Below are 13188 nucleotides of genomic sequence, written 5' to 3' on the forward strand. Positions count from 1 at the left end.
GCCCCTTCCCCGGTGTCCCGGCTGTCGCACTGCGCCGTACGGTACGTGCTCACAGCCCGGACGTGGCAACTCTGGCACATCTTCGCGACGGGGTGACGCCCAGGTCCACGAACCCGCGTTCCCTCCCCGAGCCCCCGAATGTCCTGTATCCGCACATCGGTTCCGCCTTGGGTGCCATGGCCGCCGGGGCCCGGAGGAGGTGGTCGCCGGCGCGGGCGCCCGGTCGGGGCCCCGCGCCGCGGGAGCGGGGCCCGGCGGTGAGCGGCCTGCGGCGCCTCCCGCCGGACGCCGGGGCGCCGGCCGTCCCGCCGCCGCCCCGGCACGGACCTGCCGGCCCGCCCCCGGTACCGGCAGCATCCCAGGCCGGTGGGGTCGGCGGGCGGCCCTCCCGCGGGCCTCACACGTTCGGGGGCAGCCCCTCGAAGGGGCGTCCGACGACGCCGGGCCGGCGCTGCCAGGGGTGCGGACCGCCGGGCGGACGGTAGTCGACGCCGAGGGCGTCCAGCCGCGGGTAGTGGTCCGCCAACCGGGCCGTGAAGCCGGCCAGGTCGCGGTCGGCCGGGGCGGGCAGCACGCTCCAGGCCACCTCGGCGAACGCGGCGAGCCGGGGGAAGAGCTGGTAGTCCACCCGGCTCTGACTCTCGGTCACCTCGCTCCACAGGTTGGCCTGGGTGCCCAGCACGTGCCGGGCCTCGGCCTCGGTCAGCTCCGGCGGCACCGGTTCGAAGCGGTAGACGTCCGCCAGGGTGCGGACGTACCCGATGGGAACCGGTTCGTCCGCGCCGCCGTCCTCCCGGTAGTTGAGGTAGACCTGCTGCTCGGGGCACATGACGACGTCGTGGCCGGCCCGCGCCGCGCTCACCCCGCCCGCGTAGCCGCGCCAGGAGGACACGGTGGCGCCGGGGGCCAGGCCGCCCTGGAGGATCTCGTCCCAGCCGACCAGCCGCCGCCCACGGCTCGCGAGCCAGGTGTCGAAGTGGCGCACGAACCAGCTCTGCAGCTCGTCCTCGTCGGCCAGGCCCAGTTCGCGGATGCGGGCCTGGGCGGTGGGCGAGGCCCGCCACTGGTCCTTGGGGCACTCGTCGCCGCCCAGGTGGACGAAGCGGGAGGGGAAGACCTCCAGCACCTCCTCCAGGACGTGTTCGTAGAAGCGCAGGGTGGTCTCGGTGGGGGCGAGGACGTTGGGGTTGACGCCCCAGGTGTCCCACACGCCGAGGGCCGCGGTGTCCACCACGTCGGTGTTGCCCAGGTACGGGTAGGCGGCGATGGCGGCCTGCGAGTGGCCGGGGACGTCGATCTCGGGGACGACGGTGATGTGCCGGGCCGCGGCGTGGGCGACGATCTCGCGCAGGTCGTCCTGGGTGTAGTAGCCGCCGTGCGGGCGGTCGTCCCACCGGGTGGAGTCGCGGTGGCCGAGGCGGGTGCGCGGGCGCCAGGCGCCGGTGCGGGTGAGTTCCGGGTAGCGGTGGATCTCCATCCGCCAGCCCTGGTCGTCCGTCAGGTGCAGGTGCAGGACGTTGAGTTTGTGCGCGGCCATCAGGTCCAGGTACCGCAGTACGGCGTCCTTGGACAGGAAGTGCCGTGCGACGTCGAGCAGCAGGCCGCGCCAGCCGAACCGGGGGGCGTCCTCGACGGTGACGGCGGGGACGGCGAGGGGGCCGGGGGGCCGGATCGGCGCCCGGCGGTGGGCCTGCGGCCCGAGGAGTTGACGCAGGGTCTGCGCGCCGTGGAAGACGCCCGCGGCGTCCCCGCCGGCCAGTTCGGCGCCCCGCTCACCGTGCACCTGAAGGCGGTAGCCGCCCTCGGGCAGCGCCGGGTCGACCGCGAGGGTGAGGCGGCGCGCCTTCGGGGTGGCGGGGCCGGCGGGCGGCAGCGGCAGGCGCAGCGCGTCGCCGAGGGTGGCGCGCAGCCAGTGCGCGGTGTCCTCGGTGCCGGGGCCCGCGTCGAGGGCGGTCCGGGCGTCCAGGGTGAACGGCGGCTCACCGTCGAGCGGCGTCAGGGTGCGGGGCTGCGGCAGGAGACCGGGGAGTGCCGGGGCGGCGGGCAGGTCGGTGTCGGGCATGGGCGACAGTCTGACCTGGGCCCCGGCGGGCGGGAAGGGCGGTGGGACGCCCGGTCGGCGGGCGGGACGGGGGCGGGGCGGCGGCGCGGCCGCCCCGCCGGACGTCACTTCTTCCCGCTGCCGTCCTTGCCCTTGTCCTTGTCGCCGCCGGCGTTCATGGACTCGTAGATCTCCTTGCACATCGGGCAGACCGGGTACTTCTTCGGGTCCCGGCCGGGAACCCAGACCTTGCCGCACAGCGCGACGACGGGCGTCCCGTCGAGCGCGCTCGCCATGATCTTGTCCTTCTGGACGTAGTGGGCGAAGCGCTCGTGGTCGCCGTCGCCGTGGGACACCTGTGGCGTCGGTTCGACCAGGGTCCCCGTACCGGTTCCGCGCTCGGGCTCGGGCTCAAGAGTGCTCATGGCCCCAAGAGTAATGCGGGTGGCGGCGGGGCGACGAGGGTGTGGCCGGCGCCACCGCGCCGGGGGCCGCGGGGCGCCTCAGTTGAGGGAGGGATCGTCGGGATAGGTGGCGACCATGGCCAGTTCGTTGCGCTGGCGCCGCAGCACCGAGCGCCACAGCCGCTCGGGATCGGGGGAGGAGACGTCGCCCGGTTCGGAGTCGACGACGTACCAGGCGCCGTCGGCCAGCTCCGCCTCCAGCTGCCCCGGGCCCCAGCCCGCGTAGCCGGCGAAGATGCGCAGCGAGCCGAGCGCGCGGGAGAGCAGTTCGGGCGGCGCCTCCAGGTCCACCAGGCCGATGGCGCCGTGCACGCGTCGCCAGCCGAGCGGCCCGCTGTCGGTGGTGCGCCCCGCCCCGCCCTGCCCGCCGGGGACGACGGCCACGCCCAGCGCCGAGTCCAGCGAGACCGGTCCGCCCTGGAAGACGACGCCGGGTTCGCCGGCCAGCGGCGCCCAGGAGCCGAGGATGTCGGAGACGTCGACGGGTGTGGGACGGTTGAGGACGACGCCGAGGGAGCCCTCGTCGTCGTGGTCGAGCAGCAGCACGACCGCGCGGTCGAAGTTCGGATCGGCCAGCGCGGGCGTGGCCACGAGCAACCGGCCCGTGAGCGAGGACACCTCCGTCATGGCGACATGATCCCGCACTCCGGGTCACGCGGGACAGTCGTCGGCCTGTTCGGGTGCGCACGGGGCAGGCGTACAACGGCATCCCCGGCGCACGCACGGCGCGTGCCGGGCGCCACGTCACGGGGTGTCCGGTGCGCCGGACGGTCCGTGGTGTGACAAATCCATGGTCCGCGGCCCCCGCCGGGTGGTCCGTCGAACAAGGGCCCCAACCGCCGTACCATTTTCTCTGCCCCCCGCCCGTCTCCAGGAACGCGAGATCCATGACCGTCATCCCCGACGACGTACTGCTTGTCCATGGCGGCACCCCGCTCGAGGGCGAGATCAATGTCCGCGGCGCGAAGAACCTCGTGCCCAAGGCCATGGTCGCCGCGCTGCTCGGCAGTGGGCCGAGCCGGCTGCGCAACGTCCCCGACATCCGCGACGTGCGGGTGGTCCGCGGCCTGCTGCAGCTGCACGGCGTGACCGTCCGCCCCGGCGACGAGCCCGGTGAGCTGGTGATGGACCCCACGCACGTCGAGAGCGCGAACGTCGCCGACATCGACGCCCACGCGGGTTCCTCACGCATCCCGATCCTGTTCTGCGGGCCGCTGCTGCACCGCATCGGCCACGCCTTCATCCCGGGCCTGGGCGGCTGCGACATCGGCGGCCGGCCCATCGACTTCCACTTCGACGTGCTGCGCCAGTTCGGTGCGACGATCGACAAGCGGGCGGACGGCCAGTACCTGGAGGCCCCGCAGCGGCTGCGCGGCACCAAGATCCGGCTGCCCTACCCCTCGGTGGGCTCCACCGAGCAGGTGCTGCTGACGGCGGTGCTGGCCGAGGGTGTGACCGAGCTCTCCAACGCGGCGGTCGAGCCGGAGATCGAGGACCTGATCTGCGTCCTGCAGAAGATGGGCGCGATCATCTCCATGGACACCGACCGGACCATCCGGATCACCGGTGTCGACCGGCTCGACGGGTACAACCACCGCGCGCTGCCGGACCGGCTGGAGGCCGCCTCCTGGGCGTCCGCGGCGCTGGCGACCGAGGGCAGCGTGTACGTCCGCGGCGCCCGCCAGCGCGAGATGATGACCTTCCTCAACACCTTCCGGAAGGTCGGGGGCGCCTTCGAGGTCGAGGACGAGGGCATCCAGTTCTGGCACCCGGGCGGCTCGCTGAACGCCATCGCCCTGGAGACCGACGTCCACCCCGGTTTCCAGACCGACTGGCAGCAGCCGCTGGTCGTCGCGTTGACGCAGGCCTCGGGCCTGTCCATCGTCCACGAGACGGTCTACGAGTCGCGGCTGGGCTTCACCTCGGCGCTCAACCAGATGGGCGCGCACATCCAGCTCTACCGCGAGTGCCTGGGCGGCAGCGCCTGCCGCTTCGGGCAGCGCAACTTCCTGCACTCGGCGGTGGTCTCGGGGCCGACCCGGCTCCAGGGCGCCGACCTGGTCATCCCCGACCTGCGCGGCGGGTTCTCGTACCTGATCGCGGCGCTGGCCGCACAGGGCACCTCGCGGGTGCACGGCATCAACCTGATCAACCGCGGCTACGAGAACTTCCAGGAGAAGCTGGTGAGCCTCGGCGCGAAGGTGGAGCTGCCGCAGGGCTGAGCGGGGTTCTGCGCCCCGTACGACGACGAGGAGCCGTCCGGCATGGTGCCGGGCGGCTCCTCGCGTGCTGGGGGCCCTCAGGGGGCTCCTCGCCCGCCGGGCAGACACGACGAGGGCGGCCACCCCCCGGGTGGCCGCCCTCGTACGAAGCTCTGGGTCGCACCCCCTGGTCAGGGGGCGTGCGGCTTACTTGCCCTTGGCGGCTTCCTTGAGCTTGGAGCCGGCGGAGACCTTCACGCTGAAACCGGCGGGGATCTCGATGGGGTCGCCGGTCTGCGGGTTGCGCGCGGTGCGAGCGGCACGGTGGGTGCGCTCGAAGGTCAGGAAGCCAGGAATGGTGACCTTCTCGTCGCCCTTGGCGACGACCTCGCCGACGGTGTCGGCGAGCGCGGCCAGAACGGCGTCGGCGTCCTTGCGGGTCACCTCGGCACGGTCGGCCAGAGCGGCCACCAGTTCACTGCGGTTCATTATGTACTCCCGTGTTCATCTTGCCTGTGAGGCGTGAGTATCGAAGCCGATGCTCCCGGGGGCCTGGGATGCAGGCCCCCGGACCCGGTGTCTGAACCAGACCCTCGCGCCCGAATAAGCATCCTGCCCCCACCTGCGGCGGTAAAGCCAATCCGGCACCCCGGAGGGTCACCACGAAAGCGTTTGTAGGCCCTTCAAGGTGACGTCGGGTGACATCGCGCACCCTTGCCGGCCCCGGACGGCCGCCCCGGCGGGCGCCCTCAGGCCGCCCGCCACCATAGGGGCGTGCGGTCCCCGGCGGCCCGCGGCGCGCCGCCGGGGGCCGCGCGGGGGTGGTCCGCCACCCGGCGCGCTGACGGACAGGGGGGCGGCCCCGGGCGCCCGCGCGCCGGAGGGGGGCCTCAGACGGCGCCGGAGGGCTCGGTGGTGGGCTCGGTGACGCCGGCGGCCTTGGCGGCCTCCCGGACTGCCCCGGCCACGGCTCCGGCCACCTTCTCGTTGAAGACGCTGGGGATGACGTAGTTGGCGTTGAGTTCGTCGTCGAGGACCACGTCGGCCAGGGCGCGGGCCGCCGCCAGCATCATGTCGGTGTTGACGGTCCGGGACTGGGCGTCCAGCAGGCCGCGGAAGACACCCGGGAAGACCAGCACGTTGTTGATCTGGTTCGGGAAGTCGGAGCGGCCGGTGGCGACCACGGCGGCGGTCTGCCGGGCGATCGCCGGGTCCACCTCGGGGTCGGGGTTGGCGAGCGCGAAGACGATGGCGCCGTCGGCCATCTGCGAGACGTCCTCGCCGTCCAGGACGTCGGGGGCGGAGACGCCGATGAAGACGTCGGCGCCGACCACGGCCTCCTTGAGGGTGCCGGTGATGCCCTCGGGGTTGGTGTTGTCGGCGATCCAGCGCAGCGCGGTGTCGCCGTCGGTGTCCACCAGGTCGTGGCGGCCGGCGTGGACGACACCGTGGATGTCGGCGACGACCGCGTGGCGCACGCCCGCGGCGATCAGCAGCTTGAGGATGGCGGTGCCGGCCGCGCCCGCCCCGGACATCACGACCCGGACGTCCTCGATCTTCTTGTCGACCACGCGCAGCGCGTTGGTCAGGGCGGCCAGCACGACGATGGCGGTGCCGTGCTGGTCGTCGTGGAAGACGGGGATGTCGACGGCCTCACGCAGCCGTGCCTCGATCTCGAAGCAGCGGGGGGCGGAGATGTCCTCCAGGTTGACGCCGGCGAAGCCGGGGGCGATGGCCTTGACGATCTCGACGATGGCGTCGGTGTCCTGGGTGTCCAGGCAGATCGGCCAGGCGTCGATGCCGGCGAAGCGCTTGAAGAGCGCCGCCTTGCCCTCCATGACCGGCAGTGCGGCCTTGGGGCCGATGTTGCCCAGGCCCAGCACCGCGGAGCCGTCGGTGACCACGGCGACGCTGTTGCGCTTGATGGTCAGGCGGCGGGCGTCCTCGGGGTTGTTGGCGATGGCCTGGCAGACGCGGGCCACACCGGGGGTGTAGACCATCGACAGGTCGTCACGGTTGCGGATGGGGTGCTTGGACGACATCTCGATCTTGCCGCCGAGGTGCATCAGGAACGTACGGTCGGAGACCTTGCCGATGCTGACGCCCTCGATGCCGCGGAGCTTCTCGACGATGTCGTCGGCGTGCGCGGTGGAGCTGGCGGCGATGGTGACGTCGATGCGGAGCTTCTCGTGCCCCGAGGCGGTGACGTCGAGGCCGGTGACAGTGCCGCCGGAGGACTCCACGGCCGTGGTGAGCTGACTGACCGCTGTTCCGCTGGCCGGAACTTCCAGTCGCACCGTCATCGAGTACGAGACGCTAGGCGCCGTTGCCATGGCCGACTTCCTCTACTTTTCCTTGCTGACTGCCGTGTGCGGGCACTGCCGGGTGTGCGGGCCGGTCGGACCGCACCTGCCGGGCCGCCGGCAGTGCCGCGGCGCGGCGCCTGTCCGGACCCGGACTCGTCTGCTGCCGCGACGGGGGGCCCGCAGCCGCAGCGTGTTGTCTGATCGTCCCACCTACCAACCGGTACACGATAACCAGGTGGTTACTCCGAAAACTTAATTCCACATTACGAGAGAGTGGCATCCGCGCGAAACCCCCACCCAGTCGCCTGAAAATCGCCGCACAACATCTGATATCGACCAAAAACGGTCGTAGGATCTGCCCGCAGCACCGTCGAATAGCAGGAGTGGGTATGGCTCAGGGCACCGTGAAGTGGTTCAACGCGGAGAAGGGGTACGGCTTCATCGCCCAGGAGGGCGGCGGACCGGACGTCTTCGTCCACTACAGCTCGATCGCCGGGGACGGCTACCGCAGCCTCCAGGACACCCAGCGCGTCGAGTTCGAGATCGCCGAGGGCCGCAAGGGCCCGCAGGCGGAGCAGGTCCGGGTCCTCGGCTGAGCAGCCGCGCACCAAGGCCGGACAGAAGAAGACCCCCGTGCGCCTGTGGCGCCGGGGGAACGGAGATGACACCGACCCGCCATGCTCGCCTCGCGGCAAGTGGTCGCTCGAAGCGACTTAGGTTGGGCCCGGGGGCTTGGATCGGGCCGGTGTCTCTACCAGGCTAACACCCACCTCCCGCTTCAGGGTGACCCCTGCGGGCCCGGGCTGACGCGAGGTCGGACCGGCCGGGGCACCCGGCCGGCCGGGGTCGCCTACGGCCGCAGCAGGTCCGGGACGCCCGCCTCGTCGGGCTCGTCCCGCCGCCAGGAGACCACCGTGAGCTGCTGCGTCGCGCGCGTCAACGCCACGTACAGCACCCGCAGACCGGCCGGCGACTCGTCCGCGATCTCGGCCGGCGAGACCACCAGGGTGGCGTCGTACTCCAGGCCCTTGGCCTCCAGCGAGCCGAGCGCCACCACCCGGTCCCCCAGCCCCGCCAGCCAGCCGGCCGCCTCCTGCCGCCGGGCCATGGCGGTGACCACGCCGACGGTGCCCTCCACCTCGCCGAGCAGCCGCTCGGTCTCCGCCCGCACGCACGCCGCCAGACCGTCCCGTTCCGCGGGGGCCACCGCGAAGCGCGGCACCAGGCCGGTGGAGCGGACCGCCTCCGGCGCCGGCGTGCCGGGCATGGCCAGCGCCAGCACCCGGGAGGCGAGCTCGGCGATCTCCGCGGGGTTGCGGTAGTTGACGGTCAGCGTGAAGCGGCGGCGCGGCCGGTTGCCGAGTGCCTCGTCGCGGGCGATTCCGGCCTCGTCGGGGTCCGACCAGGAGGACTGCGCCGGGTCGCCGACCACGGTCCAGGTGGCGTGCCGGCCGCGGCGGCCCACCATGCGCCACTGCATGGGGGTGAGGTCCTGGGCCTCGTCGACGATGACGTGGGCGTACTCGGTGCGCTCCTCCACCAGCCGGTCCCGCCGCGAGCGGCCGCCCCCGTTGCGCTCGGCCCAGGTGGTCAGCTCCTCCAGCCCCGTCAGGTGGTCCAGCGGGTCCGCCGCGCGGGGCGTGGCGGGCCGGGCCGGGGTGCCCAGCACCAGGTGCAACTCGTCCAGCAGCGCCACGTCGTGGACCGAGACCGGGCCCTCCCCCTCGGGCCCCAGCCGCCGCAGCGACCTGGCCAGCCGACGCACCTCGCGCGGGTTCAGCACCCGGCGCGCCCAGCGGCCCAGGCGCCGCTCGTCGGCCATGGCGGCCAGGACCGCGCGCGGGGTCAGCTCCGGCCACCAGGCGTCGAGGAAGGCGGTGAAGGTGCTCTCGCCGGTGACGTCCTCGTCGAAGCCCTGCCGGGCCTCGGCGGCCAGCTCCGGGTCGGTGTGCCGGCGGGCGGCGCCGGACTGCTCCCACAGCGCGTCCAGCAGCAGCCGGCGGGCGCGCGGCCGCAGCAGGTTGATGGGGGCGGTGCCGCCCAGGGCGCTGTGCCGGATGCGGCGCAGCGCCTCCGCGTCCAGCTCCAGGCGGCTGCCGAAGACGACGACGCGCAACCGGTCGGGGACGGCCGGCGGCCGGGCCGCCTCCGCGGGGTCCTCCAGAGTGAGCTGCCCGTCGGCGGATTCGGCCGGCGCTGCGGGGGCCGGGGCGTCCAGCAGGCCCCGCGCCGCCCTGCGCAGCACCTTCTGCATGCGGGCGGCGCCCTTGATGCGGGCCACCGCCGGTTCGTCGTGGACGCTGGCCTCGGCTCCGTCCACCAGGGACCCCAGGGAGCGGACGGCCACCTGGCCCTCCTCCCCCAGCGAGGGCAGCACGCCCTCGGTGTAGGCCACCAGCAGCGGCGTCGGGGAGACCACCAGGATGCCGCCGGAGTAGCGCCGGCGGTCCTGGTAGAGCAGGTAGGCGGCCCGGTGCAGCGCGACCGCGGTCTTGCCGGTGCCGGGGCCTCCCTCGACCTCGGTGACGGAGGCCGAGGGCGCCCGCACCACCCGGTCCTGCTCGGCCTGGATGGAGGCGACGATGTCGCGCATGGTGTGGCTGCGGGCCCGGCCCAGGGCCGCCATCAGGGCGCCGTCGCCGACCGCGGGCAGCTCCCGGCCGTCCAGGGTCGCGGTGACCTCGGGCCGCATCAGGTCGTCCTCGACGCCCAGGACCCGGCGGCCCTTGGAGCGGATGACGCGGCGGCGCACCACCCGGCCCGGGGCCACCGGGGTGGCGCGGTAGAACGGGGCGGCGGCGGGGGCGCGCCAGTCGATGACCAGCGGCGTGTAGTCGGCGTCCAGCACGCCGAGGCGGCCGATGTGCAGCGTCTCGGCGATCTCGGCGCGGCCCTCGCGCACCGCGTCGTCGGCGGGTTCAACGGAGGTCTGGGCGCCGTCCGGGCCGCGCTCGCCGTCCTTGCCGGCCAGCAGGTCGATGCGGCCGAAGAGGAAGTCCTCGTACTCGGAGTTGAGGCGGTGCAGGTGGAGGCCGGCCTGGAAGACCTGGGCGTCCCGCTCGGCGAGCGCCCCCGGGGTGCCGACCTGGCCCACTCGTGCCGCGTCTCCCATGAGGAACTCGGCCTCGTGGATCTTCTCCTGGAGGCGGTGGTACACGCGGTCGAGGTGCTGCTGCTCGGCCTGGATCTCCCGGTCGCGCACGGAGTCCCGCGCGGTCACGGCCTCCGGCGACTGCTCCGGCGTGTGCGTGGCGTTCTGCGCGGCCACCCGAGCCCCTTTCTGGTGTGCTGAGGGCAGCCGTCAACCGTACGCGAACCGGGCAGGCCGCGCACCTGCCGGGTCCCCGCGAAAGGGCGCCCCCGCCGCGGGACCTGCTCGCGGCGGGGGCGCCCGGGGCCGGGGCGGGCCGGTCAGACGGCCTCGTCGGCGGCCTGCTCCAGGGCGAGGCTCTCGCGCCGGGCGCGGCGGCGGTCGGCGGCGCTGGCGTCCGTCACGTCCAGGAAGATCTGGTCGACGGTGGGCCACTGTTCGCGCAGCCCCTGCTTGACGCGTACCAGCGCCGCCTCGACGCTCTCGCTGTCCACCCCCGGCACCAGGTCCACGCGGGCGGCGAGCATCACCGAGTCGGGGCTGAGCCGCATGGTGAGGGCGGCCGTGACGGTGTCGATCTCGGGCTGCTCGTCGAGGTAGCTGCGGATGCCGTGCTGGAGCGCCGGGTCGGCCGCCTCCCCGATGAGCTGGTCCTTGGCGCTGCGGCCGAGGGTGTAGGCGATGTACACCAGCAGCACGCCGATCAGCAGCGAGGCCCACGCCTCGTACGCGGACTCGCCGGTGGCCATGTGCAGCGCCATGCCGGCGATGGCCAGGGCGACGCCGAGGCAGGCCGCGCTGTCCTCGGCCAGGACGGTGCGCAGGGCCGGGTCCTCGGTGCCGCGGACCTCGGCGAGCAGCCCGCGGCCGTGCTTGCGGGCCTCGGTGCGGGTCTGCAGGACGGCCCTGGCCAGCGAGGTGCCCTCGGCCAGCAGGGCCACGACGAGGACGACCAGGCCGATGACGTAGCCGAGGGTGGACTCGCCGCCCTGTGACCCGAACGCCTCGATGCCCTGGAAGAAGGAGAAGCAGCCGCCCGTGACGAAGATGCCGACCGCTGCGATCAGGGACCAGAAGAACCGCTCCTTGCCGTAGCCGAAGGGGTGCTCGGAGTCGGCCGGACGCTTGCTGCGCTTGAGGGAGGCCAGCAGGAAGACCTCGTTGAGGCTGTCGGCGACCGAGTGCGCGGCCTCGGACAGCAGCGCCGGTGAGCCGGCCACGAGGCCGCCGGCCAGCTTGGCCACGGCGATGACCAGGTTGGCGGCGAGCGCGACCCACACGGTCTTCTTGGTCTCACCGTCCCGTCCCTGCTCACCGCCCTGGCCCCGGTCGGCCTCGGCGGGCTCCGCCGCGTCCTCGGGCGGCTTGCGGTCCGCGTCCCCCGGTCGCTGCGCGGGCCGGTCCGGCGTGTCGTGGCCGGAGCGCCCGGAGGCGGACACCGGCCGGGCGGCGGCGTCCGGTGCGGCGGCGGGCGGCGTCCGGTCCGGGTGCGTCGTCTGCTCTGGTTCTCTGGTCACGAGCTAGCGGATACCCGGCCCCCGCCGGGGGATGTGCCGGACTTGTCGCCGCCCCGGCCCGGGCAGCGGCGGCGCGGCCGGAGGCGGCGGGGAGGGCCGGGGGCGGCGGGGGGCATTGACCGCGGCTGACGGGAAAGGCGCCAGGGGAGAGTGCAGTCACACGCTTCGGCAGCCACCGGGCCGACTGACAACTTACGGAGGACGCATGGCCCAGTACGTCGTTTCCGTTCCCGGCACGTTCCTCAGGCCGCTCACGGAGGACGCCCGCCGCCGGGTGCTCGCCGCGGTCCGGGGCGCCGACCCCGACGAGGTCGGTGACGTCCCGCTGGACCTGGACGCGCTGAGCGTGGAGGACGAGGGCAGGTTCGTCCTGCGGCTGGAGGTGGCCGCCGACAATTCCCCCGCCGCCCAGGAGGCGGCCCTGACCATGGCCCGCGGCGCCCTCGCGGCGGCCGGTTACGACGAGGACGGCGCCGCCACCGGACAGGCCGTGATCACGGCGATCGACGCGGGCTGAGCAGCCTCAGCGAGGTGGTGCGGCCGAGCGGGGCGGGGCGTCGTCCCGCCCCTGGCCGGGGGCCATGACCAGCCGGTCCGCCTCCGGCAGCCAGTGGTCCGCCGGTACCGTCAACCAGCCCTCCCGCCCGCCCAGTTCCCGGGCGGCGGTGTGCAGGGCGGTCAGGCCGGGGTGGCGCGTCCCACGCCGCCAGACCATGCTCACGGCGGACAGCGGCACGGGGGCGTGCAGCGGGCGCAGCACCATCTGCGGCACCCGGAGGAACTCCACGCTCGCCAGCACCGCCCAGCCCCGCTCCCGTACCACCCGGACGAACTCGGCGTCGCCGTCGATCTCGGGGAAGGGCTCGGCCATGACGACGCCGTGGCGGTCGAAGAGGAGGCGGGCCAGGTCGGTCCACTCGGCGGTGTGGGGATTGCCGTCGGCGGCGTACAGGGTCGCGCCCGCCAGGTCGTCGGGGGTCAGCCGGGGGCGGGCGGCCAGCGGGTGGTCCTCGGGCAGCAGGACGGCCATCGGCTCGTAGCGCACCGGCTGGTGGTCCAGGTGGGTGCGCAGCCTCGGCGGGAGGCCGGCGAGGCGGCCGAAGGAGACGTCGAGGCGGCCCGCGGCGATCTCGTGGGCCGCGCCGGTCAGACCGCTGTGGTGCCGGGCGGTCAGCTCCACGCCGGGTGCGAGCCGCCGGGCGTGGAGCAGCACCCGGTGGGCGGTGCCGACGTCGGCACCGGTGTCGACCAGGAGCGGCCGGGCCTGGCGCCGGCAGGCCGCCGCCAGCTCGTCGTGGGCGGCGAGCGTCGCCCGCACGTGCGGCAGCAGCCGCTCACCCTCCGGGGTCAGCTCGACGCTGCGGGTGGTGCGGACGAACAGCGCCCGGTCCAGTTGCCGCTCCAGCCGCCGCACGTCACGGCTGAGCGCCTGCTGGGCGAGGTGGAGCCGGGCTGCGGCCCGGGTGAAGTGCAACTCGTCGGCGACGGCGGCGAAGGCGCGCAGCAGCCTGACCTCGATGTCCTGCGGCATCGGGCCATCATCACAGCTCGGCGGGGCGGGCGGGGGC

Annotated in this window: 11 protein-coding genes; 3 read left to right on the forward strand and 8 right to left on the reverse strand. The window is 74.1% G+C overall.

The annotated features are described in order from the left end of the window. Positions 1-397 precede the first annotated feature (397 nt). The 3 genes from ACFV3R_RS04435 to ACFV3R_RS04445 form a co-directional block, all read right to left on the reverse strand. Positions 398-2062: a beta-N-acetylhexosaminidase gene (locus ACFV3R_RS04435; protein ID WP_385575301.1), complete on the reverse strand. Its 1665-nt coding sequence runs from the start codon at positions 2060-2062 to the stop codon at positions 398-400. Between the two features lie 104 nt (positions 2063-2166). Then, complete coding sequence (locus tag ACFV3R_RS04440) at positions 2167-2466, reverse strand: DUF3039 domain-containing protein (RefSeq protein WP_385575304.1); 300 nt, start codon at positions 2464-2466, stop codon at positions 2167-2169. A gap of 78 nt (positions 2467-2544) precedes the next feature. Continuing rightward, a complete protein-coding gene (locus ACFV3R_RS04445; protein WP_385575307.1) occupies positions 2545-3132 on the reverse strand; it encodes a YqgE/AlgH family protein in 588 nt (195 codons plus the stop codon). Between the two features lie 260 nt (positions 3133-3392). Here ACFV3R_RS04445 and murA point away from each other — a divergent pair, with 260 nt between their 5' ends. After that, positions 3393-4727 (forward strand): UDP-N-acetylglucosamine 1-carboxyvinyltransferase, encoded by a 1335-nt coding sequence (gene murA / locus ACFV3R_RS04450; protein WP_385575313.1) that lies wholly within the window; start codon positions 3393-3395, stop codon positions 4725-4727. 186 nt (positions 4728-4913) lie between these two features. On the opposite strand, the gene ACFV3R_RS04455 is transcribed toward murA, so the two are convergent. Together ACFV3R_RS04455 and ACFV3R_RS04460 are read right to left on the reverse strand one after the other, a co-directional pair. Next, positions 4914-5195, reverse strand: coding sequence for an HU family DNA-binding protein (locus ACFV3R_RS04455; protein ID WP_385575316.1), 282 nt, complete (start codon positions 5193-5195; stop codon positions 4914-4916). A 401-nt stretch (positions 5196-5596) separates the two neighbouring features. Then, positions 5597-7039, reverse strand: coding sequence for an NAD-dependent malic enzyme (locus ACFV3R_RS04460; RefSeq protein WP_385575319.1), 1443 nt, complete (start codon positions 7037-7039; stop codon positions 5597-5599). A 362-nt stretch (positions 7040-7401) separates the two neighbouring features. On the opposite strand from ACFV3R_RS04460, the gene ACFV3R_RS04465 reads away from it, so the two are divergent. Continuing rightward, entirely contained in the window at positions 7402-7608 is a 207-nt protein-coding gene (locus tag ACFV3R_RS04465) for a cold-shock protein (protein ID WP_385575322.1), read from the forward strand. Between the two features lie 254 nt (positions 7609-7862). On the opposite strand, the gene ACFV3R_RS04470 is transcribed toward ACFV3R_RS04465, so the two are convergent. Together ACFV3R_RS04470 and ACFV3R_RS04475 are read right to left on the reverse strand one after the other, a co-directional pair. Then, entirely contained in the window at positions 7863-10280 is a 2418-nt protein-coding gene (locus ACFV3R_RS04470) for a HelD family protein (RefSeq protein ID WP_385575325.1), read from the reverse strand. A gap of 143 nt (positions 10281-10423) precedes the next feature. Beyond that, positions 10424-11542 (reverse strand): cation diffusion facilitator family transporter, encoded by a 1119-nt coding sequence (locus ACFV3R_RS04475; protein ID WP_385575504.1) that lies wholly within the window; start codon positions 11540-11542, stop codon positions 10424-10426. A gap of 283 nt (positions 11543-11825) precedes the next feature. Here ACFV3R_RS04475 and ACFV3R_RS04480 point away from each other — a divergent pair, with 283 nt between their 5' ends. Beyond that, positions 11826-12137: a hypothetical protein gene (locus tag ACFV3R_RS04480; RefSeq protein WP_385575327.1), complete on the forward strand. Its 312-nt coding sequence runs from the start codon at positions 11826-11828 to the stop codon at positions 12135-12137. A gap of 6 nt (positions 12138-12143) precedes the next feature. Here the strand turns inward: ACFV3R_RS04480 and ACFV3R_RS04485 are convergent, their stop codons facing one another. Next, the gene (locus tag ACFV3R_RS04485) at positions 12144-13151 is read right to left on the reverse strand and encodes a LysR family transcriptional regulator (protein WP_385575329.1); all 1008 of its coding nucleotides are present in this window, start codon (positions 13149-13151) and stop codon (positions 12144-12146) included. Positions 13152-13188: the final 37 nt, after the last annotated feature.

The sequence above is a fragment of the Streptomyces sp. NPDC059740 genome (assembly GCF_042733155.1).
In the GTDB taxonomy this organism is placed as follows: Bacteria; Actinomycetota; Actinomycetes; order Streptomycetales; family Streptomycetaceae; genus Streptomyces.

What these genes read in the sequence shown, in the direction of transcription:
- ACFV3R_RS04435 (WP_385575301.1), bottom strand. Translation starts at nt 2,062, where the DNA reads ATGCCCGACACCGACCTGCCCGCCGCCCCGGCACTCCCCGGTCTCCTG.
- ACFV3R_RS04485 (WP_385575329.1), bottom strand. Translation starts at nt 13,151, where the DNA reads ATGCCGCAGGACATCGAGGTCAGGCTGCTGCGCGCCTTCGCCGCCGTC.
- ACFV3R_RS04445 (WP_385575307.1), bottom strand. Translation starts at nt 3,132, where the DNA reads ATGACGGAGGTGTCCTCGCTCACGGGCCGGTTGCTCGTGGCCACGCCC.
- ACFV3R_RS04455 (WP_385575316.1), bottom strand. Translation starts at nt 5,195, where the DNA reads ATGAACCGCAGTGAACTGGTGGCCGCTCTGGCCGACCGTGCCGAGGTG.
- ACFV3R_RS04460 (WP_385575319.1), bottom strand. Translation starts at nt 7,039, where the DNA reads ATGGCAACGGCGCCTAGCGTCTCGTACTCGATGACGGTGCGACTGGAA.
- murA (WP_385575313.1), top strand. Translation starts at nt 3,393, where the DNA reads ATGACCGTCATCCCCGACGACGTACTGCTTGTCCATGGCGGCACCCCG.
- ACFV3R_RS04440 (WP_385575304.1), bottom strand. Translation starts at nt 2,466, where the DNA reads ATGAGCACTCTTGAGCCCGAGCCCGAGCGCGGAACCGGTACGGGGACC.
- ACFV3R_RS04480 (WP_385575327.1), top strand. Translation starts at nt 11,826, where the DNA reads ATGGCCCAGTACGTCGTTTCCGTTCCCGGCACGTTCCTCAGGCCGCTC.
- ACFV3R_RS04465 (WP_385575322.1), top strand. Translation starts at nt 7,402, where the DNA reads ATGGCTCAGGGCACCGTGAAGTGGTTCAACGCGGAGAAGGGGTACGGC.